Source organism: Rhodococcus sp. ACS1, from assembly GCF_002300155.1.
Lineage (GTDB): Bacteria > Actinomycetota > Actinomycetes > Mycobacteriales > Mycobacteriaceae > Rhodococcus_F > Rhodococcus_F koreensis.
The window spans coordinates 163,417-190,381 of sequence record NZ_NSDZ01000012.1; the positions used below are offsets into that span (position 1 = coordinate 163,417).

A 26,965-nucleotide genomic window follows, 5' to 3' on the forward strand; every position below is an offset into this window, starting at 1 on the left:
CCAATCTAGCGGCTCCGCCGCCCGTGAGTGGGTAAGGAGTCCCTGGACTCGTTACGCACTCACGAGCGAAGCCGTGGCGGCGGCGCACCGTGCGGCAGGGACGGCCCGACCGCGGTGAGCGAGCCGGCGGCACGCCCCTTGCCCCAGCCGAGTTTCTCTCGGTACCGGCCGATATGGTCCTCCGGGATGCGCTGACCGTCGACGAGCGGGGTGGACTGCGGGTCGACGTACAGCGCGTCGACCGGGCAGTACGCCTCGCACATGAAGCACGTCTGGCAGTCCGATTGCCGCGCGATCACGGGGATCCCGGTGTCGGTGCGGTCGAACACGTTGGTGGGGCACGCGTCGACGCATTTGTCGCAGCCGATGCACGCCTCGGCCAGCAGCACCTCGATCACGAGGCCACCCGCAACAGCCCGTCGTGTGCCGCACCGGTCGAGGTCCAGACGTCGTCGAGCCCACCGGTGAGGATGTGGTGGTGCTGTGCCGGGTCGAGGTCCGGGTAGTCGGCGCGCTTGCTCATTCCGCGGGTCTCCGTCCGAGCCAGCGTCGAGTGGTACATCCACCGGCCCACCGCGGTGATCGCGGCGGCCTGCCGGGCACGCACCCGCTCGTCGCCGGAGTCGCCGCCGAGGCCGGCGGACAGTGCCGTCCACAGCGACTCCAGTTCGCCGAGCGCGCCCTGCACCCGCGTCCCGTCTCGCAGGTAGTTCTTCTCGTACGGGATGAGTTCGGCCTGCGCGGCCGCGACGACGGCGGACGCCTCCAGCCCCGGCCGCCCCGTCGGCCGCAGCCCGGCCCCGCCGGCGGGAAGCAGTTCGCCCGCCGCGACCCGACGTTCGGTTCGTGCACATCGAGCGGCCCCGGTTCCGGCCCAGCTGCCGGACGACATCGCCCACGCCGAGTTGTGGCTGCCGCCGCCGGTGAAGCCGCCGCAGATGCGTTCACGGGTCGCGGCGTCCCCGGCGGCGAACAGCCCGGGCACCGAGGTGGCGCAGGTGTCGTCGACCACCTCGATACCACCGGTTCCGCGGACCGTGCCCTCGGCGAGCATGCTGACCTCGAAGCGGTCGGTGAACGGGTTGATCCCGCGGCGGTCGAACTGCAGGAAGAAGTTCGGCTGGCCGAGCCGCATCTGGCGCTGCACCTCGTCGTCGGCGCGGTCCAGCTGGGCGAACACCGGTTCGGACAGCAGTGTTTTCGCGATCACCGACCGCCCCTTGGTGGAGCCGGCGCCCTCGAGGACGCTGCCGTCGGCGTGGAAGAACGTGGCGTAGCCGTAGTAGGCGGTCTTGGTGATGGTGGAGTTGGCGGGAACGATCGCGTAGGCGTTGGAGAATTCCATGCCGGAGAACGTGGCCCCCACCTCGGCGGCCATCAGCGCACCGTCGCCGGTGTCCACGTTCGTGCCGAGCGCGCGGGACAGGAACGCGCAACCGCCGCTCGCGATCACGACGGCGCCCGCGCCGATCCGGTAGTCGCGGTCGTCGTGGCGCTGGTAGCCCGCCGCGCCGCGCACCCGGCCGTCGGTGTCGACGAGCAGTTCGAGGGCCGGCGAGTGGTCGAGAATCCGGACGCCCGCCTTCTTCACCCACGCGCGCATGCGTCGCATGTATTCGGGCCCTTGCAGTCCGGTGCGGATCTGCTTCCCGGTGTCGGGGTCGACCGGGAACGGGTACCGGCCCTCCTCGGCGAGCAGATTCATGTTCGCGTACGTCTGGTCGAGGACGCGGTCCATCCAGTGGTGATCGGCGAGATGTCCGCCGAGTGCTTCGCGGCTGGCCTTGGCCTTCGCCCGCGCGGACGGGTCGGGGTCGACGTACCAGACGCCGGTGCCCGAAGGCGCGGTGGCACCGCTGGTTCCGCAGTACCCCTTGTCGACGAGGACGACGTCCGCCCCGGCTTGGCGTGCGCGCAGCGCCGCCCACGTTCCGGCGGGGCCGCCGCCGATGACGAGGACGTCGGTGCTCAGGTCGAGAAGTTCGGTCATGAAGGGCGCTCCTGTCGAGGCGGAACAACTGCCCTTCGACGCTTCCGCACTTCGGGCGTCCCCGCCATCGTCAGAATCATCGTGAACCGAATCGCCCGTGCGCCTTTCTGGTTGTTCCAGCTACCAGAAAGGCGCACGGGCGCTATGCGCCCTGACCGTAGTCGACGCTCAGCCAGTGCTCCGGCCGCATGCGGATGATGATCGCGTTGTCGTCGTACGCCTGCTCCACGAACGGGTCGACCTCGTCGGCGGGGAGGTAGCGGGCGGCGAGTCCGCGGACGATGTCGGCGGTGGGTGCTTCGTCGAACTCCGCCGGACCTTCGACGCTGACGTACCGGTACGGCGGCTTCTCGTGCTGGGCGACGAGGCTGAAGCGGCCGGAGGCGCGGATCAGCCGCTCCTTCAGCGAGCCGCGCCCGGTCCAGACGTACGGTTGGCCGCCGGGCTCGTAGCCGTACCAGATGGGCACGGCAAGTGGGGCGCGTCCGTCGCGGTCTACGGCGATCACCCCCACGTGCACGTCGGCGAGGAACTTCTGACGTTCGTCACTGGTCATCGACAACTGCGACATTTCAGTCTCCGCTCTGGTGATCGGGTTTCGACGGTGGTGCGGGGTCGAGCAGTTGGGCGAGGTGTTTCGACGATCGGTTCGGATCGAGTTGCCGCACCTGCATGTGGCAGCTGAACCCGTCCGTCAGTATTACTGCATCTTCGGGACTCTCGCGCAGCGCGGGGGCGAGTGCCTGCTCCGCGACCTGCATGCTGAGGTCGTAGTGGTCGGCCTCGAATCCGAAGTTACCTGCGACGCCGCAGCATCCGGTGGCTTCCCGCACGCGCGGCACCCCGACGGCCTGCAGTGCCTTCCGCTGGGCCGCCGCGCCGAACACCGCGTATTCATGGCAGTGCGTCTGCACGGTGACGTCTTCGGGCACCGGCACACTCGGGCTCCATCCGGACTCGGTGCGTTCGAGCACCGCACCGGCGAAGCTGCGGATGCGGGCGGCGACGCGTCGTGCGGCGTCGGTGTGGACGAGTTCGGGCAGGTCCTTCCGGAATGCGGCGGCGCAGCTCGGTTCGAGGACGACGATGGGCCGGTCGGTGCCGTCGTCGAGGAGTTCGGCGGCCCTGGTGAGGGTCTTGGTGGCCTGCTTCAGCTGTCCGGTGGAGATCCAGGTGAGCCCGCAGCACACGTCGCTGCGGCACTGCGAACTCAGGCCCGCGTCGGCGAGCACCCGCGACGCGGCCCCGACCACCTCGGGACGGAACCCACGCGTGAACGTGTCGGCGAGTATCACGACGTCCGCGGTGCCGGCCCGCGACGTCTCTCCGACCTCGTGGCGGATCTGCGTGCGGGACGCGAACTCCGGCATCGACCGGTGCGGGGTGAGACCACCCAGCCTGGCCGCGACCTTCGCGAGCCGGCCGGCGGTGAGCCGATTCACCACGGGCGCCGAGCGTTCCGCGATCTTCAGCCACACCGGCAGCCAGCCGAGGGAGTAGTGCGACAGCGGCCGCACCCGGCCACGGTAGTGGTGGTCGAGGAACTCGGATTTGTACGTGGCCATGTCGACGCCGACGGGGCAGTCGGTGGAGCAGGCCTTGCAGGACAGGCAGAGGTCGAGGGATTCCTTGACGTCCTCGGACCGCCAGCCGTCAGCGACGGTCGGCGAGTTGCGGACCATCTCCTGCAGGGCGCGGGCCCGGCCCCGGGTGGAGTCCTTCTCGTCCCCGGTGGCGCGGTAGCTGGGGCACATCACCCCGCCGGTCGACGCGCGGCAGCGGCCCACCCCGATGCAGCCCTGGACGGCGTGGACGAACGGTGCGACGGGGACGTCGCTGGTGGGGGTGAGGTCGAAGGTGGTCTGCCAGGCCCGCGGGTTCACGCCGTCGAGGGCGAGGCTGCCGAGCAGCGGTTCGGGCTCGACGATGCTGCCGGGGTTCAGCACGGCCGCCGGATCCCACAGGCGTTTGAACGTGGCGAACGCCGCCATCATGGTGGGCGTGTACATCATCGGCAGCAGCGCCGACCGGGCGCGGCCGTCGCCGTGCTCACCGGACATCGATCCGCCGAACCGCACACAGAGTTCGGCGGCACGGTGGATGAACCGCGACATCACGTCCCGGCCCTCGTCGGTGCGCTGGTCGAAGTTGATGCGGATGTGCATGCAGCCGGCGCCGAAGTGCCCGTACATCACCCCGGTGAGGTCGAATTCGGCGAGCAGCGCCTTGATGTCGACGAGGTAGTCGGCCAGCTGATCGGGTGCGACGGCGGAATCCTCCCAGCCCGTCCAGGATTCGCCGCCCTCGACGAGCCGGGCGGACAGTCCGGCGCCGTCCTCGCGGACCCTCCACAGCGACGCACGTTCCGCCGGGTCCCCGACGACGCGCGAGTCGACGAGGCGTCCGGCCGCACGCAGCTTCGAGACCAGTTCTGCCCCGCGGAGTTCGACCTCCGCGAGGTCCTCGCCGTCGAGGTCGACGTACAGCCAGGCCTGACCGTCGGGCAGCCCGACCACGGAGTCGGCGCCGCGGAGGTGCCGCATGGTGTCGACGATCGCCGAGTCGATGCCCTCGATGGCGGCGGGCGAATAGTCGAGGATGATCGCGTTGTCGCGGGCCGCGTCCACCAGGTCGTGGTATCCGAGGCACAGCAGCATCGCCGCGGACGGCACCGGCACCAGCGCGACGGTCGCGGCCACGATCACCGCGCACGTCCCCTCGCTTCCCACCAGCGCGCGGGCCACGTCGAAGCCGTTCTCGGGCAACAGGTTCGCCAGGTGAAATCCGGACACCTGGCGCGGGATGCGGCCGAGCTCGAGCCGGAAGTCGCCGAGATGCTCCTGCGTCAGTTCGTCGAGTCCGGCGGTGATCCGCGCGGCCTCGCCCACCGCGGGCGTGTCGTCGGGATCGGTGGCCCGCAGCCCGTCGCGGGTGGCGGTCAGCCGGTGCCCGCTCGCGGTCACCACGTCGAGTGCGACGACGTGATCGGACGTGCGGCCGTAGCGGACGGAGTGGTTGCCGCAGGCGTCGTTGCCGATGGCGCCGCCGACCGTCGCGCGGGACTTGCTGGACGGGTCGGGCGCGAAGGTGAACGCGCCGTCCGTCGCCAGTTGCACGTCCTTCTGCAGGTCCGTCAGCACGATGCCGGGTTCGACGACGGCGGTGCGGGCGGACGCGTCGACGGCCCGTACCCGGTTCATGTGCCGGGAGAAGTCGAGCACCACTCCCCTGCCGATCGCGTTGCCGGCGAGCGAGGTCCCGCCGCCGCGGCTGGTGACGGGGATGCCGCGGTCGGTGCAGGCCCGCACGATCGCCACCACGTCGGCGGGCCTGTGCGGAAACGCCACGGCCAGCGGCGGCACCCGGTAATTGGAGGCGTCGAAGGAGTATTCGGCGCGCCGGCGCGTTCCGGTGTCGAGGTCGATGCCCAGCCCGGCGAGCTCGGCATGCAGTTCGGCGGCGGGGCGCGTCAGCTCAGCCACGCGCAGCCCTGCTCTCGGAGTCAGCAACCGGAATCGTCGTCAGCGGGGCCATGGCTACATCGTCGAGCCGCCCCCGAAGATTGTCAACAATCCACTCCGTGAGTCGGTACGGTACGGAGGGGTGAGCGTCGTGCGAACGTCTGCACCCGCCCGGCGACAGCTGGCCGTGCGGGTGGGTGGCGCTGCGTGGGTGCTGATCGCCCTGTATTTCCTCGCGGAGGTCGTGACCGCGCGGGCCTGGCCGCGGCCGTACCGGGTGCGGACGAATTCCGTCAGCAATCTGGGTGTCACGGGCTGCGACGGGTCTGCTGCCACCAGGCTCTGCTCGCCGCTGCACACGGTGATCAACAGCGCCTTCGTGCTGACCGGGGTGCTCATCCTCGTCGGGGCGGTGTGCCTGCGCGAGTTCCTCCCACCCGGCCTCCTCCGCCGCGTCGCGCTGGCCTTGTTCGGTGTGGCCGCTGTCAGCGCCGCGCTGACCGGCGTGGTTCCGATCGACGTGGACGCCCACCTCCACCAGGTCGTCGCGACCCCGACGTTCGTCGCGCGCAACGCCGCCATGATCGTCGTCGCGATCGGGCTGTACGGGCGGTGGCGCGTCTTCGCACTGTGGACAGGCCTGTGCTGCCTGGTCGGGATCGTCGGGATGGCGGCGATCCTCCTCCGCGAGGGACCGTTCGGGATCACCGAACGCCTGGCCCTGTACCCGTTCACGGTGTGGGTCGTGACCGCCGGGTTCAGTGCGCTTCGCGCCCGTGCGCCGTTCTGGTTGCTCTGACTACCAAAAAGGCGCACGGGGCGCCGAAGGTGCCACCATGGAGTGATGTCCACAGCCCTCACGCATGCCGCCGCTTCTCAGCAGGTCGCGGAGAACGGCCGCATCTCGATCGAACCCAATCGCAAGCGCCTCCGGGTGTTCTTCGGCGGTCAGGCGGTCGCCGACACCACCCGGTCGGTGTACCTGTTCGAGAAGGGACACCTGCCCGTCTACTACATTCCCCGCGACGACGTGAACTTCGACGTCCTCGAGCCCGTCGACGCGACCACCACCTGCCCGTGGAAGGGCAAGGCGCGGTACTGGGATCTCGTCGTCGGCGACCGGCGCGCCGAACAGTCGGTGTGGGGTTACGACGAGAAACTCGCGGATTCCCTCGACCTCAGCGCGTACGTCGCGTTCTACTGGCACCGGATGGACGCCTGGTACGAGGAGGATCAGCAGGTGTTCGTCCACGCCCGCGACCCGTACGTCCGGGTGGATGTGCTGCCGTCGTCGCGGCACGTGGAGGTCTTCGTCGGCGACACCCTGGTCGCCGACACGGTCCGCCCGCGTCTGCTGTTCGAGACGTCACTGCCGGTGCGCTACTACATTCCCCGCATCGACGTGCGGTCCGAGTTCTTCACCGCCTCCGATACCAGGACGTCCTGCCCGTACAAGGGGACGGCGTCGTATCTGTCGTTCACCGGGTCCGAGAGCACCGATCCGGTGGAGGACGCCGCCTGGTTCTACCCGTTCACCACCGCGGAGGCGTCGGGCATCGACGACCACGTCTCGTTCTACCCGGACCGTGTGCGGATCGTCGTCGACGGCACACCGGTGGAGAACTAGCGGGCCGGCAGCGGCGGCAGTTCGAGGTTGTCCCGGAACGTGCCGCCCACGTAGTCGTCGCCGACGATTCCGCGTCGCCGCAGTTCGGGCAGCAACCCGTTGACGACGAAGTCCCGGGTTCGTTCGTCGGCGAGCCCGCCGAGGGAGATGACGTCGAGAACACCGGCGTCGTAGCGTTCCTGTACGGCGTCGACGAGTTGCTCGGGTGTTCCCGCGACCGCCCAGTGGCCGGTGTCCTTGGACGCGATGATCAGCTCACGCAGCGTCCGCCCGGACGCGGCGAGACGGCTGAAGATCTCGACCCGGCCGCGGCGACGGTTCACCGAGTGGACGTCGGGCAGGACGTCGGCCGGGATCGGCTTGTCGAGCGGCAGCCCGGACAGGTCGATGTCGCCACCGAACATGTCCTCGAGCCGGATCCGGCCCGCGTCGAGGTCGGTGGCCTCCTCCTGCTCCCGGACGAGCCGGCGCACCTCGTCCTCGGACGCGCCGTAGGTGGCGTGGAACGAACTCATGATCAGGGGCAGCCCGTCGGCGCGGCCGAGTTCGGCGGCCCGCGCCCGGATGCTCTTGGTGTAGGTGACGGCGTCCTCGAGGGTGGGCAGCGACGTGAACACCACCTCGGCGAAGCGGGCGCCGAGTTCCACGCCGGCCGCGGATTGGCCGGCCTGGAACTGCACGGGACGGCGCTGCGGCAGCGGCGGGATGTTGAGCGGACCCTTGACTGTGAAATAGGTGCCCGTGTGGTCGATCGGCCGCACCCGGCCGGCGTCGAGCCTGGTACCTCCGGCACCGTCGGGCGTGAGCGCCCCGGGTTCCCAGCTGTCGAACAGGGCGTTGACGACTTCGAGGGATTCCGTTGCCCGGGCGTACCGTTCCTCGGGGCTGGGGAGGTCGCGGTCGCTGTAGTTCTCCTCACCCAGCGACGACGTCACGGCGTTCCAGGCCGCGCGTCCGTTGCTCACGTGGTCGAGGGTGCCGAACAGCCGCGCGAGGTTGTACGGGTGGTGGAACGTGGTGGTCACCGTCGCAATCAGCCCGACGTGCGAGGTCACGGCGCTCAGCGCGGACAGGAAGATCAGCGGTTCCTGCGCGCCGATCGCGCCCTGCGCCCCGAAACTGAGGAGGTCTGCGGCGAACAGCGCGTCGAACTTGTTTGCCTCCGCGATCTTCGCGATCTCGATCGAGGAGGCGACGGTCGACTGCTGCGGGTCGATCGCCGCCGCATAGGTGCTGACGGCGCCGCTGACTCCCGTCACCGTCTTCAGTGGGCGGCGTCGCGCAGTACTCATTCGCCCAGCCTAGGGACGGCGGGCCGGTCGGCCCAGCGTTCGGATCAGCCGGATTCTGACCGCCCACGACACCGTCCCGCTACCGTCGGGGTGTGCTGTTCTCGCAGATCGTCGCGACGTCCCGGGACGTGGGTGCCACCCGGTCGCGGAAGGTGAAGGTCGGGGCGCTCCGCGAGGTCCTCACCCGGCTGGAGCCGTCCGAGGTGGAACCGGTGGTCGCGTGGCTGTCCGGGGAACTCCGGCAGGGCCGCATCGGAATCGGCTGGCGGACAGTCGCGGACATTCCGGCGACGCCCGTCGACGTCGGGTCCGTCACGGTGTCCGAGGTCGACGGGACCGTCTCCGCCGTCGCCGAGGTCACCGGCTCCGGGTCGGCGGTACGCAGGCGTGAACTGCTCGCGGACCTGTTCTCTCGCACCACCACCGACGAGCGGGATTTCCTGATCCGGCTGGTCACCGGCGACCTCCGCCAGGGCGCACTGGAGGGGGTGATGACGGACGCGATCGCGGCGGCCGCCGATCTTCCCGTCGAACCGGTGCGCCGGGCGTTCATGTTGTCGGGACGGCTGCCCGCAACGGCGGTCGCGGCGTTCGACGGTGGCGTGGACGCGCTCACCGCGTTCCGGCTGGAGGTGGGTCGTCCGATCCGGCCCATGCTGGCCTCCCCCGCCGAATCACTCACCGACGCGTGGACCGAACTCGGCGGTGATGTCAGTGTCGAATACAAACTCGACGGGGCCCGCATCCAGGTGCACCGCAACGGCGACGAGGTGCACATCTTCACTCGCACCCTGCGTGAGATCACCGGCAGCGTGCCGGAACTGGTCGAACTCGTCGCGGGCCTGCCGTGTACGTCGGCGGTGTTCGACGGGGAGACGCTGGCGCTCACCGACAGCGGCAGGCCCCGGCCGTTCCAGGAGACGATGAGCCGCTTCGGCGCCGAGTCTTCCCGCGACCTGCTGCTGCACCCGTACTTCTTCGACTGCCTGCATCTCGACGGCGTCGACCTGCTGGACGCTCCGCTCGAGCAGCGGTTGGACGCGCTGGAACGGGTCGCGCCGCAACACCGCATCCCCGGCCTGATCCGCCCCGACAGCGAGGGGGCCGCAACCCATTTCGACGACGCACTCGCCGCCGGGCACGAGGGTGTGATGGTCAAGTCGCTCACCGCCCCGTACGCGGCGGGACGACGTGGCCGCGCCTGGCAGAAGGTGAAACCGGAGCACACCCTCGATCTGGTGGTGCTCGGCGCGGAGTGGGGGTACGGGCGGCGCACCGGATACCTGTCCAATCTGCACCTCGGGGCGCGCGACCCGGACGGCGGCGCACCGATCATGGTGGGCAAGACGTTCAAGGGCCTCACCGACGCGCTGCTGCAGTGGCAGACGGACGAATTCCCTCACCACGAACGCCGCCGCGACGACCACACCGTGTACCTGCACCCCGACCTCGTCGTGGAGATCGAACTCGACGGCGTCCAGGTCAGTTCCCGCTACCCCGGCGGGCTCGCCCTGCGGTTCGCGCGCGTGCTGCGGTATCGCCCCGACAAGGCGGCCGCCGACGCCGACACCATCGACGCCGTCCGCGCCCTGCTTCCGGGGTGAGCGCTCGTCCTGCGTGGCGCCCGCCGGGGCGGTAGCCTCCCCGGCACAGCAAGTCGCCGTGCCGCGAGGGAGTCGACCAGTGACATTCGTTTCCCGCTTCGTGCCGTCGTGTGTCGCCCCGGTGGTCGAGGACGCGTACCGGAGGGCGGCCGAGGCGGCGGAGGGTCCCGTCCGCGTCGCCGTGTGTACGGTCACCGTGCCGATCGAGGTCGGAAAGACGTCGTTCCGCATCCTCCGGCTCACCGAGGAACTGCTCGAAGAGGTCGTGTTCCTGCTGCGGACGATGCGGCCGGTGGTCGAGGCCGTGAGCACGGGCAGGCAGTCCGACAATGTCGACACGATGTTCCGGACGCTCGAGCAGATCCAGCAGTCGGCCGACGCGATCGCCCGCACGCCGATGGGGGTGGTCCGGAGTGTCTTCTCACCGGCCCGTCCGGTGCCCGAGCAGGTCGACTATCACCCCACCGTCATCGACGCCGAACCGCCGCCCGCCCCCGGTCTCACGGTCCGCATCGCGTCGATCACGGTGACGGCGCCGAGCATCACGTTCGGCAGGCCCGCGCGCTGACCGCGCCCACCCGGATACGCTCGTATGGTGAGCGAACACATCCTCGTCACCGGTGGGTCGCGCGGCATCGGCGCCGCCGTCGTGCGCCTGGCCGTCCATCGCGGCTATCAGGTGACGTTCACCTATCAGAACGACGACGAGGCCGCCGCCCACCTCGTGCACCAGTGCGGGATCCGCGCCACCGCCGTGCGTGCCGATGTGCGCGACGCCGCACTGGCCGCGGCCGTGGTGGGCGCGGCCGACGAGCGCGGGCAACTGACCGCGGTGGTCAACAATGCGGGGACCACCGGTCCGCTCGGCACCTTCCTCACCACCACGGACGCGTCGCTGCGGGAGGTGTTCGACGTCAACGTGTTCGGAACGATCAATTACGCCCGCGCGGCGGCCGAGCACTGGGTCCGGGAGGGGCGCCCCGGCGTGCTCGTCAACCTCAGTTCGGTCGCGGCGGGAACCGGGGCACCCGGCGAATACGTCGGCTACGCGGCCTCGAAGGCGGCCGTCGACAGTCTCACCACGGGGCTCGGGCGGGAACTGGCGAGCGCGAACATCCGGGTCGTCGGCGTCGCTCCCGGCACCACCGACACCGACATCCACGCGGCCGCGGGCGACCCGGGGCGACCCGAACGGGTCGCCGGTCGGATCCCCCTCGGCCGGGTCGCGACACCCGAGGAGATCGCCGAGGCGGTGCTGTGGGCCCTGTCCCACCAGGCGTCCTACGTCACCGCCACGACCATCGCCGTCGCCGGCGGTCTGTGACTACCTCGGCTTTGCGCCGCACCTCGGGACGAGCATCGGCACCCGCGTGCGGTAGGTGCGATAGTCGTCGCCGAACGTGTCGATCAGGTCGTGTTCCTCGAAACGCACAGCGACCAGGATGAAGCCGGTGGTCCCGACGGCGAACAGCAGCCGGCCCCAGGTCATGGTCGGCGCCACCCAGAACGCGATGATGAAACCGGCGTACAGCGGGTGCCGGATCACCCGGTACAGCACGGGTGTCCGAAAGTGGCTGGGCAGAGCCGACTTCCCGCTCTGATTTCGCAGCACCTGACGCACCCCGAACAGATCGAAGTGGTCGATGGCGAACGTAGCGGCCAGCACGAGGGCCCATCCGCCGAGCGACACGGCGAAGATCGCGACGCGGACCCAGCTCGTCTCCACGTGCCAGATCTGGTCGGGCAGCGGACGCCATTGCCACATCATCAGCGCCAAAGCGGCCGTGGCGAACAGTACGTAGGTCGAGCGCTCCATCGGTTCCGGGACGATCTTCGTCCAGCGCTTCTTGAACCAGGGCCTGGCCATCACCGAATGCTGCATGGCGAAAATCATGAGTAGCGCCACGTCGACGACCACCGCGACCGCGACGGGGGCGGCGGGTCCGTCGTTGATCGTGTGGGGCACGACGAGGCCCTCGACCCATCCCATCGCGTAGAGGAACACGACCAGGAACGTGACGTACACGACCGTTCCGTACACGGTGATCAGTGTTCTGGCGACGCCGCCGGTGCGGTGTTTCTGCGGTGGCTCGACCATCTCGGCCATGATGTTCTCTCCGATCCATGGGTTTCCCCCGACGCACCGAAGTCTCCGGCCGCGCGACGGGCGCGACCAGTAACCCTGGGGTGGGACTCATCGCACCCCGGGGACCTGTCGGAGCGGTTGACTACTCTGTGGCCATGCTTCCCGGGGACTTGCGCGACATCGATATGGCGTCGATCAAGGCGGTCCTCGGCACCACCACGTACCGCCGCGGCGAGCAGTACGCCCGCGACCACGCGGTCATCGAGATGTCGTGGGATCTGGCGGCCAAGGAGCTGTGGGGCGAGGTGGCGGGCACGGCGAGGGAGCCGTACTCCGCGTCGGCGTTCGTCGTCTCCAGCGGTGGCCGCACCGTGTACCGGTACGGGATCTGCACGTGTCCGGTCGGCATGAACTGCAAGCACGTCGCCGCCCTGCTGATCACCGCGATGATGCAGGCGAGGTCCGAGGCCCAGGCGGCGGTCGCGCCCACCTGGGAACGCTCCCTCGGTTCCCTCCTCACCGCCGATCCGTTCGGCGACTCCGGCGGACGCTCGCCGCTCGCCATCCAGTTCCGGGTGCAGGCGTCGGCTGCCGGCGCGGCACCTCGGTTGCTGGTACGGCCCGTCCAGCCGGGCAGCAGGGGCTGGATCGTCGGCGGGCTGGCGTGGAACAAGCTGGGCAGCCAGTTCCAGCATCCCGCCGAGCAGATCCGGGTGCTGCACGAGATCCACCTGCTGGCCGACGGGGGTCTGACCTATCGCCGCCAGAACTACACCGATCTCGACCTCGGGGTCTTCGCCAGCCGCCAGCTGTGGTCGCTGCTCGACGAGGCGGCCCGGGTTGGTGTCGAGCTCATCCACTCCTCCAAGCGTCTGGGCGCGCTCGGCCCCTACCGCACGGCCGAGGTCTGCCTCGACGCCACCCGCGACGAGGCCACGGGCTCTCTCGTGGTGCAGCCGGTGGTCCGGATCGACGGTCGACCCGTCGACGCAGCGACCGTCGGCTTCATTGGCGTCCGGGCCCACGGCCTGTTCTACGTCGACGCGGACGACCGCATACATCTCGCCCGGCTCGACGCGACCGTCCCCGCTCCCCTGCAGGACCTGGTGCGCCGCCGCACACCCATCGAGGTTCCCGCCGCCGAGCAGTCCCGTTTCCTGACGGACTTCCTGCCGAAGTTGCGCAACCTCGCCACGGTCATCTCCTCGGACGGCTCGTTCGTACCACCCGAGATCTCCGAGCCCACCCTGGTGATGCGGGCGTCGTATCTCCCCGACCATGAGGTCACCGTCGATTGGGAGTGGCTGTACACCGTCGGGGACGACGAGCATCGCACGCCGCTCTCGGCCCGGACCCCCGGCGACGAGTATCGGGACGACGCCCGCGAACGCATACTGCTCGACGAACTCGACATCGCCTGGGACAGGTACGGGTTGGGGTCGAGCGGCCCGGAGTCGACGGCGTTGCGCGGACTCGACACGATGCGGTTCACCACCGAGGTCCTGCCTCTGCTCCACGGCAAGTCCGACGTGTCGATCGATGTGTCGGGCGAAGCGGCCGACTACCGGGAGGCCGGCGACTCCCTGGTCATCGGGGTGTCCGTCACCGAATCCGAGGGCGGCACCGACTGGTTCGACCTCGGCGTGACCCTCTCAGTGGAGGGCCGGGACGTTCCGTTCGACCAGGTCTTCTCGGCGCTGACCGCTGGGAAGACCGAACTACTGCTGCCCGACGGCGCCTACTTCTCCCTCGACAAACCCGAGCTCCACACGCTGCGCAAGCTGATCGACGAGGCGCGGGCTCTCCGCGAACGCGCGGACGGGTCGTTGCGGTTGAGCCGTTTCCAGGCGAGCCTGTGGGACGAGTTCGCCGCGCTCGGCACCGTCGAGAAGCAGTCGACGCAGTGGCGGCAGCAGGTGGACGGACTGATGGCCCCGACCACCGTCGGGCCCGCGGACGTTCCGAGCACGCTCGACGCCCGGCTGCGCCCGTACCAGCTGGAGGGGTTCCGCTGGCTGAGCTTCCTGTGGGAGCACGGGCTCGGCGGCATCCTCGCCGACGACATGGGACTCGGCAAGACGCTGCAGGCACTGGCATTGATCTGCCATGCGCGGCAGTCGAATCCGGACGCGCCGTCGTTCCTCATCATCGCCCCCACCAGTGTCGTGTCGAACTGGGAGTCCGAATCGGCCCGCTTCGCCCCCGGCGCGACCGTCGTCGCGATCTCCGACACCCTGACACGACGCAAGGTTCCGCTGAACGAACTGGTCCGGGGTGCCGACATCGTCGTCACGTCGTACACCCTGTTCCGCCTCGAGTTCGACGCCTATGCGGAGTCGGCGTGGTCGGGGTTGATCCTCGACGAGGCGCAGTTCACCAAGAACCATCAGTCCAAGATCTACCAGTGCGTCCGCCGACTCGAGACTCCGTTCAAGCTGGCGATCACCGGCACGCCGATGGAGAACAACCTGATGGAGCTGTGGTCGCTCCTGTCGATCACCGCCCCGGGGCTGTTCCCGAATCCGGCCCGGTTCACCGACTACTACCGCAAACCGATCGAGAAGCAGGGCGATACGGAGCTTCTGGCACAGCTGCGCCGCCGCGTGAAGCCGCTGATGCTGCGCCGCACCAAAGAGCAAGTGGTGAAGGATCTTCCGGCGAAGCAGGAGCAGGTGCTCGACGTCGAGCTGCACCCGCGGCACCGCAAGGTCTACGACACCCATCTGCAGCGTGAGCGGCAGAAGATCCTGGGTCTGCTCGCCGACGTCGACAAGAACCGCTTCACGATCCTGCAGTCGCTCACGCTGCTGCGGCAGCTGAGCCTTGACGCCGGTCTGGTGGACGACGAATACCACGACGTCCCGTCCGCGAAGGTGGACGCCCTGCTCGAGCAGCTCACCGACGTCGTCGCGGGCGGTCACCGGGCGCTGGTGTTCAGCCAGTTCACCGGGTTCCTCGGCAAGATCCGCGACCGACTCGCGGACGCCGGCGTCGCGCACAGCTACCTCGACGGCAGCACCCGTCGTCGCGGCGACGTTCTCCGCGAGTTCAAGGAGGGCGCCGCCCCGGTGTTCCTCATCAGCCTCAAGGCCGGCGGCTTCGGGCTGAACCTCACGGAGGCCGATTACTGCTTCATCCTCGACCCGTGGTGGAACCCGGCAACGGAGGCCCAGGCCGTGGACCGGGCGCACCGGATCGGGCAGACCCGCAACGTGATGGTGTATCGCCTGATCGCGAAGGACACGATCGAAGACAAGGTGATGGCGCTGAAGGCGAAGAAGTCGGCGTTGTTCGCGAGTGTGATGGACGCCGACTCCCTGCTCAGCTCCAGCCTCGACGCCGACGACCTCCGCGGGTTGTTCGAGTGACGCGGGCCGACGCGCCTCGCTTCGGACCCCCGATGCTGTCGGGGAGTCCTGATAGGAACGCAATTGTTCACACCGAGCGAGGAGGGCGCTGTGAGCCGCAACAGCCAGCAGAACCGGGCCGCACGCAAACGTAAGAAGCAGCAACGCGGCGGTGCCCGGCAACATCGTGAGTTCCGTGCCGAGATCGACGCCGGATCGTTGATCTTCGCGGGAATCGAGTTCGCGTTCGGGCCGTCGGCGAATGCGGAGTCGCTGCGCCGGACGGTCGACGACCTGGCGGAGCTCGAGGGTTCACCCGTTGCCGGCGCTGCCCTGGACCGGGTCTCGCAATTACTCGACGCGTCGATGGACCACGCGTTCGCCTCGGGGTGGCAGCCGGCCGAGTTGGTGCACGCGGTGCGCCGGGAATTCGGTGCGCGCACCGCCCGGCTGACGGTCGCGGCGATCGGCTCCCATGCCGGCCGCACCTCGGCACACAAGAGTGCCCCGGAGCCGTGGCGCGAGCAGCTCGACGAGCTGAACATCGGCGCCGACGACGCACCTGCCCGCGGTCGACTGTCCGCCTGGCGTGCGGCAGAGAACGCCGAGACGACGGCCACCTGGACGGCGATCCTGTCGCTCCTCGGCTTCTGCAACTACCTGGCCCCTCTCACGCCGCTGATGGCCACACCACCGAACTGGGTGACCGGGGCGGCTGCGTCACGGCCCGCCAAGCGTGGGGCCGAACCCAAGGTGCTCTCCCGCATCCGCGGCCTGCTGGCCAAGGCCGAAGCGACCACGTTCGCCGAGGAAGCGGAGACCCTTTCGGCGAAGGCGCAGGATCTGATGACCCGGTATGCGATCGACAGCGCTGTGATCGACGCGCATGCACACACCTCACTGACCGATCAGGTGGTCACCCGCCGGTTGCTCGTCGACAATCCGTACCCCGAAGCGAAGGTGCAGTTGCTGCATTGTGTGGCGAAGACCAACAATGTGCGCGTGCTCTGGCACCAACGATTCGGCCTCGTCAGCATGGTCGGGATGCCCGTCGATCTGGATCTCAGCGAAATGCTGTTCACCTCGCTGCTCGTTCAGGCGTCCCACGCGTTGAGCGAGGCGGGCGGTGATCGGGTGAAACGCTCACCCAGCTTCCGTCGCTCGTTCCTCCTCGCGTTTGCCACCCGGATCGGGGAACGGCTCACGATCGCCCGGGAACAGGCCGGCCGCGACGCGTCCAGTCAGTACGGCAAGGAACTGGTGCCGATCATGGCCGAGCGCAGCGAGGCGGTGGGTTCGGTGTTCGAGGAGCAGTTCCCCTCGGTCGTCACGACGTCGCATTCGATCACCAATGAGCACGGCTGGCAGGCGGGGCGTGTGGCCGCCGAGCTGGCCGACCTGACCGGCGGCCGGGAACGCATCACCGGCTGAACCGAGAGGAGTCCGATGTCCATCACCGCCGACGTCCATCGGCTTCTTCGCCTGCGCCAGGACCACGCCGCGTGGACGCTGCTGCGGGCCGACACGGCGCCGGCGATTCTGGCGCTGCTGGGCCGGCACTTCGATCGCGGGACCCGACGCCTCCCGGCTCCGGAACTGTTCGCCCGCTTGGACTCCGACCTTCAGACGATGCGCGACGAGGGCCTCGACTTCCCGCGCACCGGTCAGGCGTACTGCACCGAGTGGGTGCGGTCCGGTTATCTGCTCCGCCGAGCGGCGGCCGGTACCCGGGAAGAGACTCTGGAACCGACCGAGGGCGCGTTCGCCGCGATGGCGTTCGTCGCGAATCTCACCAGTCAGGCGAGTTCGGCCACCGAATCCCGCCTGACCACGCTCTCCACCCAGTTGCAGGCTCTGGCCCGGGATTCCGATCCGCGCACGGAAACTCGTCTCACCGCGCTGCTGACCGAACGGGCGGCGATCGATCAGCAGATCGCGGCGGTGGAGTCGGGGGTTTTCACGGTCCTCGACGGCGATCGTGCCGTCGAGCGTTCCGCGGAGATTCTCGCGCTGGCCTCGGAGGTCCCTGCGGACTTCGCCCGGGTCCGCGCCGAACTCGAGGAACTCAACCGTGATCTGCGGGCGCGCATCCTCGACGACGACGGTGACCGCGGCGACACCCTGGGAGATGTGTTCCGCGGCGTCGACCTGATCGGTGACTCCGACGCCGGTCGCAGCTTCACCGCGTTCTACGACATGATTCTCGATCCGGCCCGGTCGTCGCAGATCGACGAGTGGATCGACGCGGTGCTGCAGCGGCCGTTCGCCGCCATGCTGACCACCGATCAGAGATTGCGGTTCCGGACGTTGCTGACGGAGATGGAAACGGCAGGCTCCGAGGTGCATTCGACGATGACCTCGCTGTCCCGGTCGCTGCGTCACTTCGTCCAGTCTCGTCACTACGAGGAACACCGCCGGCTGCAGCGGTTGCTGCGCACCGCGCAACAGAGTGCCGTCGCCGTGGCCAAACGTCGTAGGCCCTACGACCTGCTCGACCTCGATCTGGTGCGTGTGGGTATGACCATCGAATCGGTCGCAGCTCTTCGCCTGCACAATCCCGCCGACAACCTCGTCACCGAACCGGTGCTCACCCACGACGCCGGCACCGTCGATCTCGACGAACTCCGAAGGCTCGTCCGAGAATCCGAGATCGATATGGACGAATTGTCCGACAACGTCGCGGCCACTCTGCGGGCGCACGGTCGCGCCACGATCGGTGACGTCCTGCGCGACTACCCCGCCACTCAGGGGCTCGCGAGCGCGGTGGGATTGATGGTCCTTGCCACCCACCACGGGCACGCGATCGACGGCACCGAGGACATTCAGTGGGTGTCGGGAGCCGGCGTCGCACGTCGGGCGACGATTCGTCGTCGCCTGTTCGATCCGGCCGCCGATGAGTTCACCACCCGGCCGGCATTCGAACCCACGGGGAGCCCGACATGACCGACGAGCCGACGACCCGCGGCCAGTACCCCGGAGACACCGGCGAATTGGATGTGGAGACGCGGCGCGCCTTCGTGCAGCTGCTCAAGGGCCCGCTCGTCACCGCGGCCAAGCATCCCGAGGTGTGGCGCGCGGTGATCCGGGACGAGCGCCTCCTCCGGTCCCGGCTCGCCGACGTGTTTCTCGTTCTCGTCATCGACGACGAGAACGAGCTGGCGTTCACCCGCCCCGCCGAAACCGGCGACGCCGGTACTCCCACGGTGCTGCGCACCGAGCGTCTGACCTTCATGGACACGGTCATGCTGCTCGCGTTGCGCCAACGTCTGCTGCGCGCGCAACCGGGTGAACGGGTGATCGTCGATCTCGACGAACTGCGCGAACAGCTCGAGATGTATCGCGCGGCGAGCGACACCGACCCCGCCGGCTACGCGAAGCGCATCAACGCGTCGTGGAAGAAACTCGACAAGTATTCGCTGCTCACGAAGACGTCGACCGACGATCGGATGGAGGTCTCCCCGGTGTTGCGGCAGCTGTTCGACGCCGAACAGGTCGCTCTCGTCGAGGCGGAGTTCCGGCGGATTCTGGAGGAGGGCACACCGTGATCCATCCCGGTCAACGCCGACTCGCGCGCGTGCAGGTCGTCAACTGGGGGACGTTGCACGGCCACCACGATCTCGCGGTGGCCCGCAAGGGGTTCCTGATCACCGGCAATTCCGGCTCCGGCAAGTCCACGCATCGATGCCATCTCGGCGGTTCTGGTCCCGGGTAATCAGCTGCGGTTCAACGCGGCAGCGCAGGAGGCCACGAACTCGGGACGCAACTTCGTCACGTACATCCGGGGTGCGTGGCGGCGGGAGGCGGGCGCGGACACGGAGGGGCTGGTCGCCTCGTACCTGCGGACCGGTGCGACGTGGAGCGGCATCGCCCTGACCTACCGCGCGGGCACCGACGATCCGCCGATCACCCTCGTCAAGCTCATGCAACTCGGGCGGGGGCAGAACGCGGCGGGCGATGTCAGCCACCTCCATCTCATTCTCGATCACGAACTGGACCTGACGGATTTCAGCGCGTTCATGGCCCGCGGTATCGACACGAGGGGAATCCGTAAGCGGTGGCCGGAGGCGGCCGTCAACCCGACTTACGCGCCGTTCGCCCGCAGTTTCCGCTCCCGCCTGGGCATCTCGACGGAAGGCGCGCAGCGACTGCTGCACCGCACGTTGTCCGCGAAAAGCCTCGGCAGCCTCGACCAGTTGTTCCGCGACTACATGCTCGACACCCCGAGCACGTTCGCAATGGCCGAGCGCGCGGTCAACCAGTTCCACGATCTGCAGGAGGCCCACCGCGTCGTCGTCGACGCACGGCTTCAGGTCGAGATGCTCACACCGCTCGTCGACCTGGCCGACACGCGGCGCCGCGGCCTCGAGTCGTTGCAGGACACGGAGGAGGAGAACGCGCATCTCGGGGCGGTTCACGCCGAGATGACGCTGTCGCTGCTGTGCGGTGATCGCACCGAACGCCGCGCCCTGACTCCCCTGCTGGAGTCGGGCGCGGACGAGGCCACGGCAGCGGCCGAACGCGCCCGCCAGGAAACCCTCGATCTGACCGTGAAACTCGAGGGCATCGGGGGCGGCCGGCTGGCCACCCTCCACGCGCAGCAAGACGCAGAACTGAAGACGTTGGCCCGGGTGCGTGCCAGGCGGGATCGGATCGCCGAGGCGGTGTCGGCCTGGGAGGGAACCGTTCCCGGGACCGCCGAAGAGTTCGCGCGGTTGCGCGGGCAACTCGAGGATCAGTTGCGCCAGGCGTCCACCACCCACGAGGAGCGGTTCGGTGACCGCTATCCCCTCGCCGAACAGCGCGGCACCGCGCAGAAGGAGCGCGCCGCGCTGATCACCGATCGGGAGATCATCGCCCGAAGACGCTCCAATATCGATCCGGGACTGCTGCGCGCCCGGGAGTCGATCTGTTCCGCCGCGGGCGTCCCCGATGACACCGTGCCGTTCGCGGGCGAGTTGATCGCGGTCCGGGACGAGCACTCCGAGTGGACCGGCCCCATCGAGCGGGTCCTCGGCGGTCTCGGGCGCACCCTTCTCGTCCCGGAGGAGGTGTATCCGGCGGTCGCGGCGGCCGTCGACGCCACCCACCTCGGCGCGCGGCTCGTGTATCGCCGGGTGCGGGTCGGGGCCACGCCGACGACGGTGCCGAAGACCGGGGCGCTGTCGCTGGTGCGCCGAGTAGAGGTCTCGGACGGTCCGCTCGCCCCGTGGATCCACCACCATCTCGCGGACCGCTACGACTACGCATGTGTCGACACCGCGGCCGGCTTCGCGGATCACGCCCGCGCCGTGACACGTGCCGGGCAGGTCAAACACTCCACGGAGCGGCACGAGAAGGATGACCGCAGCCGCATCGACGACCGGCGGCGGTGGGTTCTCGGATTCGACAACGAAACCAAACTCGAGGACATTCGCCGTCGAATCGCGGATCTCGACGTCACGATCGCGGGCGTCACGAGCCGACTCGACGCGCTGGACCGTGAGGATCAGCGGATCGCCCGGCAGAATCGCGCAGCACAGACCATCCTCGATGCGCAGTGGGCGGATGTCGACGTCAGCGCGGCGCAGGCTGCCGTCGACGCGGTGGACGGCCGCCTCGACTCCTGGCGGCAGGACAACCCGGAGCATTCCGCGGTGTCGGCTGACCTCGAGCTCGCGAAGAAGGCGGAGAACGAGGCCGACGCGGCCCGGCGTCAGGCGGACACAGCTTTGACGGTGCACCGGACGGCGCTCACGGAACTCGAAGCGAGGATCGCGCAGGCCGAACTCGACGCAAGCGAGACTGCTCCCGATGCGGTGGATGCCCGGATCAAGGCGCGGTTTCAGAGGTTCGCGCGCCGGGTCACATCGGACAATATCGACAGGGCGCTGTTCCAGGTAGGCCAGGGCATCGGCAAGGACAGGGGTGAGGCGCAGAACGCGGTGTCTGCCGCCGGCGCGTCGATCGTCCGGATCCTGTCGCAGTACCTGGCGCGGTGGGAGTCCCGCGGCGGTGAGTTGAGGGTCGACGCCGAATACGTCGACGACGCCCTGGCGATTCTCCAACGGCTGCGCTCCGACGGTCTCCCCCGGTACGAAGATCGGTTCTTCCAGCTGCTGCACGACCAGTCACACCGCAACATCGGCGAACTCGCTCGCACGATCCGCAAGGCGCCGGCGGAGATCCGATCCCGGATCGACCCGGTGAACGACTCATTGCGCCGCTCCGCGTTCGACACCGACCGGTGGTTGCGCATCGACGTCCGCGAGCGACGTTCGCCGGCGGCGGCCGACCTGCTGGACGACCTGACCCGGATCACGAGCGGTGGTTGGGACGTCGAGCAGCGCCCCGCGGCCGAGGAGCGATTCGAGCGGATGGCGGCGGTGCTGGAGCGTCTGGCCTCGAAAGAACCCGCGGATCAGCGCTGGCAGCGGCAGGTCCTGGACACTCGCCTGCACGTGGGATTCATCGGCGTCGAGATCGATGGCGCCGGAGAGGCTCGCAACTACCACGATTCGAGCTCCGGACTGTCCGGCGGCCAGGCACAGAAACTCGTGTTCTTCTGTCTGGCAGCGGCATTGCGGTATCAGCTCGCACCCGACGGTGCAGACCTTCCCCGTTACGGCACGGTCATCCTGGACGAGGCGTTCGACCGCGCCGACTCCGCGTACACACGCCGGGCGTTGGACGTGTTCGCGCAGTTCGGTTTCCACATGGTGCTGGCGACGCCGCTGAAGTTGCTCGGCACCCTCGAGGAGTACATCGGCGGTGCGGTGACCGTGAGTATCCGCGACCGGATGCACACCGAACTCAGCCTCATCGAATTCGACGACGTGGGTAGCGCATGAGCACCCGATGCGTTCTGCCGCCCGTAGCCGCTGCGAAGGCACTGGCCGCCTACAACAGTCGCCGACGACGCTGGCTGGCCGACTCCGTTTTCGCCGATCAGGATTCGCTGACGGTGGCGCTGCATCCGCCGTCCGAGCAGCAGATTGCCGAGGACCCCGACACGGTCGTCGCGTGGGTACGCGCCTGGCGCGGCTACGCCGGCGACGGCCGGGTGGAGTGGGCGACGCGGCGGTGGCCGAGCTTCGGCACCCAGGAGGTGCCGGTGCGGCTGACGCTGGCCGGGGCCGGCCGGATCGCGTCGGGGGGTGGCCGCGCAACCGAATGGCGCGCCCTGGTGATGCGCCGTGACACACTCGTCGACCGTCTCGGTCCCGGCACCCCGGAGTTGTCGGCCGCGGTTGCCGCGACCGCGGCGAAATGGCTCGATCTGGACGACGACGACTTCGGCAGGCTGACCACCATCGCGCGGTGGTTGAGCGACCAACCGAACTCCGGGTATTTCGTTCGTCAGCTTCCCGTTCCGGGGGTCGATACGAAATGGCTCGCGCGTCACCGCGGCGTGGTGGAGACGCTACTCGACGGCGTTCGCGGCAGCCGGGACCTCGGCATCCGAAGCCTTCCCCACCTGCGCGATCTCGCATTGTGCGATCCCGGTCTGCTGGCCGGCAGTCCGCGACGCTTCGCCACCTCCCTGGAGGAACTCACCACGTTGCCGCTGAACCCGGCGCGCACGCTGATTCTCGAGAACAAGGAGGGCCTGTACGCGCTCCCGCCACTGGCAGACACCGTTGCGGTGCACGGCAGCGGCTACACGGTCCACGAACTGGCCGAAGTCCCGTGGGTGGTCGGCTCGGAAGTCTGGTACTGGGGCGACCTCGACAGTCACGGGTTCGCCATCCTCGACCGCCTGCGCCGGCACCTTCCGCACGTGCGGAGTCTGCTGATGGATCAGGCCACCCTGGACCGGTGGCGGGGACTCGCGGTCCGGGAGCAGTCACCGACGTTCACCGAAGTGTCCCACCTGACCGGGTCCGAAGCCGCCGCCCTGGAGTCTTTGCGCGAGGGTGATCTCCGACTGGAGCAGGAGCGGATCCCCTGGCCGTACGTGCTCGAGCAACTGAACGCCGCCTTCGGTCGGGACCTGTAGTCGCCGTCCTCCGGCTGCGACGCCCGTCCGGGCAGCAAAGTAATGTCCGATCCATGCCTCGTTACACGCTCCCCCTGCGGAACAACGCCACGCCGGACGCGCCGGCGTCCGTGAGCCGCCATGTGCCGTTCTACTGTGTGCACGAGGCGGCCGCCGTGGCGTGGAAGCGGGCGCTCGTCGAGGCATGCGGCGACCTGCTCGACCCGGTCACGCAGACCGCCGTCGTGAACGTCGTCAGCAACTTCGGACGCGAACTGTTCACCGGCGCCGCGGACGTCGACGTCACCCTCGACCGGATCGGCACCACCTCGCTGACCTTCCTGATCACCCTCCACCAGGACGGCGTGCAGGCCGCGGAGCTGACCGTCGTACTCGTGCACCTCGATTCGAGCCGCGTGAACTCGGCGCCGTGGTCGCCGGAACAGATCGCGGCGTTCGAGACCTTGCGCGATGCTCGAGCTGTCGCCTGACCTCGACCATCGAAGTTTCAACCACGCCTGATCTGGGCATTTGATGGTTATGAGTATCGAAGACGGGCCCGGTGACACGCTGAGCCCCAGCGAGAGCCTGGACTCCGACGACGTGCGCAACAACGACGGCGACGACGTCGTCGATCCGCCCGACGGCTGGAGTGAGGCCGACCGGTTCGGTACCACCTTGCGTGAGGAGCGCGAGGGTGAGTCGCTCGACGAGAAGTTGTCCGAGGAGGAGCCCGATACCCCGCTGGAGCAGCAGCAGGAGGTGTCGTTGCGGGATCTGCCCGACGACGAGCTGACCGAGGACGTCGACCGCGTCATCGACGACGAGGAGATCGACATTCCGGTGTTCGGCACCAAGCACGCCGCCGTCGTCGAGGGCGTCATCGTGGAGGACTCGCGCACCGATCGCGGTCAGATCGACGGGTCCGCCGAGGACGGCGACTCGTTCTTCACGGTCCTCGACTGACCGTCGCCCCGCAACCTGGGCCTACACTGGCACTGTTCGCACTCGCGACCGTCACCGGAAGGCCCGACATTACTCATTCTTCTGCTCCGCACGACGTGTACCTGGTTCCTCCGGAGCAGGAGACCGCCGACGCTGTCGCGCATGCCTCCGCCGCCGCGTCGTCGCGGTTGCGGGACCGTCCCGACGTGGTGCGGTTCAAGGGCCGGTTCGCGCTGCCGATCACGCACACGACGCCGCACGAGGCGATGGTCGAGGACCTGTTGTTCGTCCGCGACGTCCTCGACGCGGCCGGCATCGAGTACCTGCTGGTGCGGGGCAACGACGAACGCCCGGTGATCGCGATCAACTGGGCGCAGCGCAAGGCGTTGCGTGCGGCGCTCGTCGCCGCGTGCGAGGACCGTCCTTTCTACTCCAAGACGGTCGACGCCAAGGGCCCCGCGGTCCTCGTCTCCGACGGCAGCCTGTCCGCGACGTCGAAGGCCCGCATCTTCCGGTTGTTCCGGCCGCGCGTGCACCTGGCCAGCGGTCTGGCGTACGGGGCGTCGACGGGCGTGCAGATCGAACTGTGGTCGATCAGCGACGACGAGATCGTGCTGCCGATGGAGAATTCACTGACCCGCCGTGTGGTGCGGTCGGAGGAGGCGGTCCGCGGCACCGTGGAGCGGTTCGGCCGGGTGTGGCCGACCATCGAGAACATGTTCGCCGACCACGCGTCGGACATCAATTTCGACGTCGACCTGGTGTTCTCCTGGGTGGACGGCTCGTCGGCGGAGTTCCAGGCGCAGCGCGCGAAGCGGATGCAGAACTACGTGGTCGGTGAGGGTGACGACTCCGCCGCCCGGTTCCGGCAGATCGACGAACTCAAGTACGCGTTGCGTTCGGTGCACATGTATGCGCCGTGGGTCCGCCGCATCTTCGTGGCCACCGACTCCGACCGTCCGGCGTGGCTGGCCGACGACCCGCGGGTCACGTTCATGCCGAGCGAGGAGTTCTTCGCCGACCCGTCGGTGCTGCCCACCCACAACTCGCAGGCCGTGGAATGCCAGTTGCACCACATCCCCGGGCTCGCTGAGCACTTCCTGTATTCGAACGACGACATGTTCTTCGGCCGCTCGGTGGGCCCGCAGATGTTCTTCTCCCCCGGCGGCATCACCATGTTCATCGAGGCGACCACCCGAATCGGGCTGGGCCACAACGACGACGAGCGCAGCGGCTTCGAGAACGCGGCCCGCGTCAACCGCCGGCTGCTGCAGGACCGGTTCGGGCTGATGACCACCCGGCACCTCGAGCACGCCGCCACCCCGCTCCGCAAGAGCGTCATGGAGGAGATGGAGAAAGAGTTCCCCGACGAGTTCGCCGCCACTGCCGCAAGCACTTTCCGGGCCAGCACCAACATTTCGGTGACGAACTCGCTGTATCACTACTACGCGCTGATGAGCGGCCGCGCGGTGGTGCAGACGGCGGCGCGGGTGAAGTACGTCGACACCACCATGAAGTCGGGGCTCCGCGACATGGATTCGCTGCTCGCGAAGCGGTCGATGGACTTCTTCTGCCTCAACGACGGCAGCGCACCCGAGATCGACCTGGAGCTGCGGACCCGGAAGGTGACACAGTTCCTGGAGAACTACTTCCCGATCCCGGCGCCGTGGGAGACCGGGATCTGATCAGACGCTGGGGAACGCGTCGGCCGGGCGCTCACCCTCGTCGTAGACCGTTGCGGGAGAACCGATGAGGAGCGAGTCGGGTTTGCCCACGACGCGTGCGTCCTTGCCGGTGTAATCGAAGCGGTGCAGGATCCAGCGGATCGCCTCGAGCCGGGCCCGTTTCTTGTCGTTCGATTTCACGACGGTCCACGGCGCGTGCGGGGTGTCGGTGTAGAACAGCATGGCTTCTTTCGCCTCGGTGTAGGCGTCCCACTTGTCGAGGCTCGCGAGGTCGGTGGGTGAGAGTTTCCACTGCTTGACGGGGTCGGTGCTGCGGGAGACGAACCGGGCGTGCTGCTCCTCCCGGCCCACGGAGAACCAGAACTTCACGATGTGGATGCCCGACTGCACCAGCATCCGCTCGAACTCCGGCGCTGACCGGGTGAACTCGAGGTACTCGTTGGGGGTGCAGTAGCCCATGACGCGTTCGACGCCGGCCCGGTTGTACCAGGAGCGGTCCATCATCACGATCTCCCCGCCCGCGGGCAGGTGCTGTACGTACCGCTGGAAGTACCACTGGGTGCGTTCGCGTTCGGTGGGCTTCTCCAGCGCCACCACCCGCGCGCCACGAGGGTTGAGGTGTTCGGTGAAGCGCTTGATCGCGCCACCCTTGCCCGCGGCGTCGCGGCCCTCGAAGATGATGACGACCTTCTCGCCGTTCTCCTTCACCCAGGCCTGGAACTTGAGCAGTTCGATCTGCAGTTTCCGCTTGCGGTTCTCGTACTGCCGCCGCGTCATCTTCGTGTCGTAGGGGTAGCCGTGCCGCCAGGGCTCGTCCTCGTCGGCCGCGTGTTTGCGGCCGGACTTGCGCAGCAGCTCCCCGATCTCGTCTATCTCCGGGGTCACGTCGATCTGGTCGGCGCGTGCGAGTTCGAAGGCTGTGGGATCGCGCAACTCGTCCATCTGCAAAGGCTACCGCTCTGCGCCGTCGCCCG

23 protein-coding genes are annotated in these 26,965 nt (G+C 68.7%); 15 read left to right on the forward strand and 8 right to left on the reverse strand.

The window, feature by feature from the left end; all coding sequences use genetic code 11:
- Positions 1–59 precede the first annotated feature (59 nt).
- From CJ179_RS45305 to CJ179_RS45320, 4 genes are all read right to left on the reverse strand, one after another.
- Positions 60–398, reverse strand: a complete 339-nt coding sequence (locus CJ179_RS45305) for a ferredoxin family protein (protein ID WP_072945860.1) — start codon at positions 396–398, stop codon at positions 60–62.
- Positions 395–1,990: an FAD-dependent oxidoreductase gene (locus CJ179_RS45310; RefSeq protein WP_095865783.1), complete on the reverse strand. Its 1,596-nt coding sequence runs from the start codon at positions 1,988–1,990 to the stop codon at positions 395–397. Before CJ179_RS45310 ends, CJ179_RS45305 begins: the two co-directional genes overlap by 4 nt.
- Positions 1,991–2,132: 142 nt before the next feature.
- Positions 2,133–2,561: a pyridoxamine 5'-phosphate oxidase family protein gene (locus CJ179_RS45315; RefSeq protein ID WP_072945856.1), complete on the reverse strand. Its 429-nt coding sequence runs from the start codon at positions 2,559–2,561 to the stop codon at positions 2,133–2,135.
- Position 2,562: 1 nt separating this feature from the next.
- Positions 2,563–5,472, reverse strand: a complete 2,910-nt coding sequence (locus tag CJ179_RS45320; protein ID WP_095865784.1) for an FAD-binding and (Fe-S)-binding domain-containing protein — start codon at positions 5,470–5,472, stop codon at positions 2,563–2,565.
- Positions 5,473–5,602: 130 nt separating this feature from the next.
- On the opposite strand from CJ179_RS45320, the gene CJ179_RS45325 reads away from it, so the two are divergent.
- Positions 5,603–6,250 (forward strand): DUF998 domain-containing protein, encoded by a 648-nt coding sequence (locus tag CJ179_RS45325; RefSeq protein ID WP_257016178.1) that lies wholly within the window; start codon positions 5,603–5,605, stop codon positions 6,248–6,250.
- Between the two features lie 45 nt (positions 6,251–6,295).
- On the forward strand, positions 6,296–7,078 hold the full coding sequence (locus CJ179_RS45330; RefSeq protein WP_095865786.1) for a DUF427 domain-containing protein: 783 nt from the start codon (positions 6,296–6,298) through the stop codon (positions 7,076–7,078).
- Here CJ179_RS45330 and CJ179_RS45335 read toward each other — a convergent pair.
- Positions 7,075–8,370 carry an NtaA/DmoA family FMN-dependent monooxygenase gene (locus tag CJ179_RS45335; protein WP_095865787.1) on the reverse strand — a complete coding sequence of 432 codons (1,296 nt, stop codon included), beginning with the start codon at positions 8,368–8,370 and terminating at the stop codon, positions 7,075–7,077. The two genes, CJ179_RS45330 and CJ179_RS45335, sit on opposite strands and share 4 nt — an antisense overlap.
- A 92-nt stretch (positions 8,371–8,462) precedes the next feature.
- On the opposite strand from CJ179_RS45335, the gene CJ179_RS45340 reads away from it, so the two are divergent.
- From CJ179_RS45340 to CJ179_RS45350, 3 genes are all read left to right on the forward strand, one after another.
- The gene (locus CJ179_RS45340) at positions 8,463–9,974 is read left to right on the forward strand and encodes an ATP-dependent DNA ligase (RefSeq protein WP_095865788.1); all 1,512 of its coding nucleotides are present in this window, start codon (positions 8,463–8,465) and stop codon (positions 9,972–9,974) included.
- 79 nt (positions 9,975–10,053) lie between these two features.
- On the forward strand, positions 10,054–10,542 hold the full coding sequence (locus CJ179_RS45345) for a hypothetical protein (RefSeq protein WP_095865789.1): 489 nt from the start codon (positions 10,054–10,056) through the stop codon (positions 10,540–10,542).
- A 27-nt stretch (positions 10,543–10,569) separates the two neighbouring features.
- Positions 10,570–11,298: an SDR family NAD(P)-dependent oxidoreductase gene (locus CJ179_RS45350; RefSeq protein ID WP_072946142.1), complete on the forward strand. Its 729-nt coding sequence runs from the start codon at positions 10,570–10,572 to the stop codon at positions 11,296–11,298.
- Here the strand turns inward: CJ179_RS45350 and mddA are convergent, their stop codons facing one another.
- Positions 11,299–12,081 carry a methanethiol S-methyltransferase gene (mddA, locus tag CJ179_RS45355; RefSeq protein WP_095865790.1) on the reverse strand — a complete coding sequence of 261 codons (783 nt, stop codon included), beginning with the start codon at positions 12,079–12,081 and terminating at the stop codon, positions 11,299–11,301.
- A 134-nt stretch (positions 12,082–12,215) separates the two neighbouring features.
- Here mddA and CJ179_RS45360 point away from each other — a divergent pair, with 134 nt between their 5' ends.
- The 5 genes from CJ179_RS45360 to CJ179_RS53470 all read left to right on the forward strand — a co-directional run bounded on the left by CJ179_RS45360 (position 12,216) and on the right by CJ179_RS53470 (position 19,119).
- The gene (locus CJ179_RS45360; RefSeq protein WP_095865791.1) at positions 12,216–15,428 is read left to right on the forward strand and encodes an SNF2-related protein; all 3,213 of its coding nucleotides are present in this window, start codon (positions 12,216–12,218) and stop codon (positions 15,426–15,428) included.
- A 90-nt stretch (positions 15,429–15,518) separates the two neighbouring features.
- Positions 15,519–16,838 carry a DUF2786 domain-containing protein gene (locus CJ179_RS45365; protein ID WP_244163762.1) on the forward strand — a complete coding sequence of 440 codons (1,320 nt, stop codon included), beginning with the start codon at positions 15,519–15,521 and terminating at the stop codon, positions 16,836–16,838.
- A 15-nt stretch (positions 16,839–16,853) separates the two neighbouring features.
- The gene (locus CJ179_RS45370; RefSeq protein ID WP_095865792.1) at positions 16,854–18,350 is read left to right on the forward strand and encodes a DUF3375 domain-containing protein; all 1,497 of its coding nucleotides are present in this window, start codon (positions 16,854–16,856) and stop codon (positions 18,348–18,350) included.
- On the forward strand, positions 18,347–18,952 hold the full coding sequence (locus CJ179_RS45375) for a DUF4194 domain-containing protein (RefSeq protein WP_095865793.1): 606 nt from the start codon (positions 18,347–18,349) through the stop codon (positions 18,950–18,952). The genes CJ179_RS45370 and CJ179_RS45375 overlap by 4 nt, the downstream gene beginning before the upstream one ends.
- The gene (locus CJ179_RS53470; protein ID WP_257016180.1) at positions 18,949–19,119 is read left to right on the forward strand and encodes an ATP-binding protein; all 171 of its coding nucleotides are present in this window, start codon (positions 18,949–18,951) and stop codon (positions 19,117–19,119) included. The genes CJ179_RS45375 and CJ179_RS53470 overlap by 4 nt, the downstream gene beginning before the upstream one ends.
- Here CJ179_RS53470 and CJ179_RS53475 read toward each other — a convergent pair whose 3' ends face one another.
- Entirely contained in the window at positions 19,120–19,272 is a 153-nt protein-coding gene (locus CJ179_RS53475; protein WP_257016181.1) for a hypothetical protein, read from the reverse strand.
- Positions 19,273–19,327: 55 nt separating this feature from the next.
- Here CJ179_RS53475 and CJ179_RS45380 point away from each other — a divergent pair, with 55 nt between their 5' ends.
- The 5 genes from CJ179_RS45380 to CJ179_RS45400 all read left to right on the forward strand — a co-directional run bounded on the left by CJ179_RS45380 (position 19,328) and on the right by CJ179_RS45400 (position 25,991).
- Positions 19,328–22,234 carry an ATP-binding protein gene (locus tag CJ179_RS45380; RefSeq protein ID WP_257016182.1) on the forward strand — a complete coding sequence of 969 codons (2,907 nt, stop codon included), beginning with the start codon at positions 19,328–19,330 and terminating at the stop codon, positions 22,232–22,234.
- A complete protein-coding gene (locus tag CJ179_RS45385) occupies positions 22,231–23,382 on the forward strand; it encodes a DUF3322 domain-containing protein (protein WP_095865794.1) in 1,152 nt (383 codons plus the stop codon). Before CJ179_RS45380 ends, CJ179_RS45385 begins: the two co-directional genes overlap by 4 nt.
- A 53-nt stretch (positions 23,383–23,435) precedes the next feature.
- Positions 23,436–23,852, forward strand: coding sequence for a thioesterase family protein (locus CJ179_RS45390; RefSeq protein WP_072944259.1), 417 nt, complete (start codon positions 23,436–23,438; stop codon positions 23,850–23,852).
- 43 nt (positions 23,853–23,895) lie between these two features.
- Positions 23,896–24,327 carry a hypothetical protein gene (locus tag CJ179_RS45395; RefSeq protein WP_095865795.1) on the forward strand — a complete coding sequence of 144 codons (432 nt, stop codon included), beginning with the start codon at positions 23,896–23,898 and terminating at the stop codon, positions 24,325–24,327.
- A gap of 167 nt (positions 24,328–24,494) precedes the next feature.
- Positions 24,495–25,991: a stealth family protein gene (locus CJ179_RS45400; protein ID WP_371851561.1), complete on the forward strand. Its 1,497-nt coding sequence runs from the start codon at positions 24,495–24,497 to the stop codon at positions 25,989–25,991.
- Here CJ179_RS45400 and ppk2 read toward each other — a convergent pair whose 3' ends face one another.
- Positions 25,992–26,933, reverse strand: coding sequence for a polyphosphate kinase 2 (gene ppk2 / locus CJ179_RS45405; RefSeq protein ID WP_072944257.1), 942 nt, complete (start codon positions 26,931–26,933; stop codon positions 25,992–25,994).
- Between the last annotated feature and the right edge of the window lie 32 nt (positions 26,934–26,965).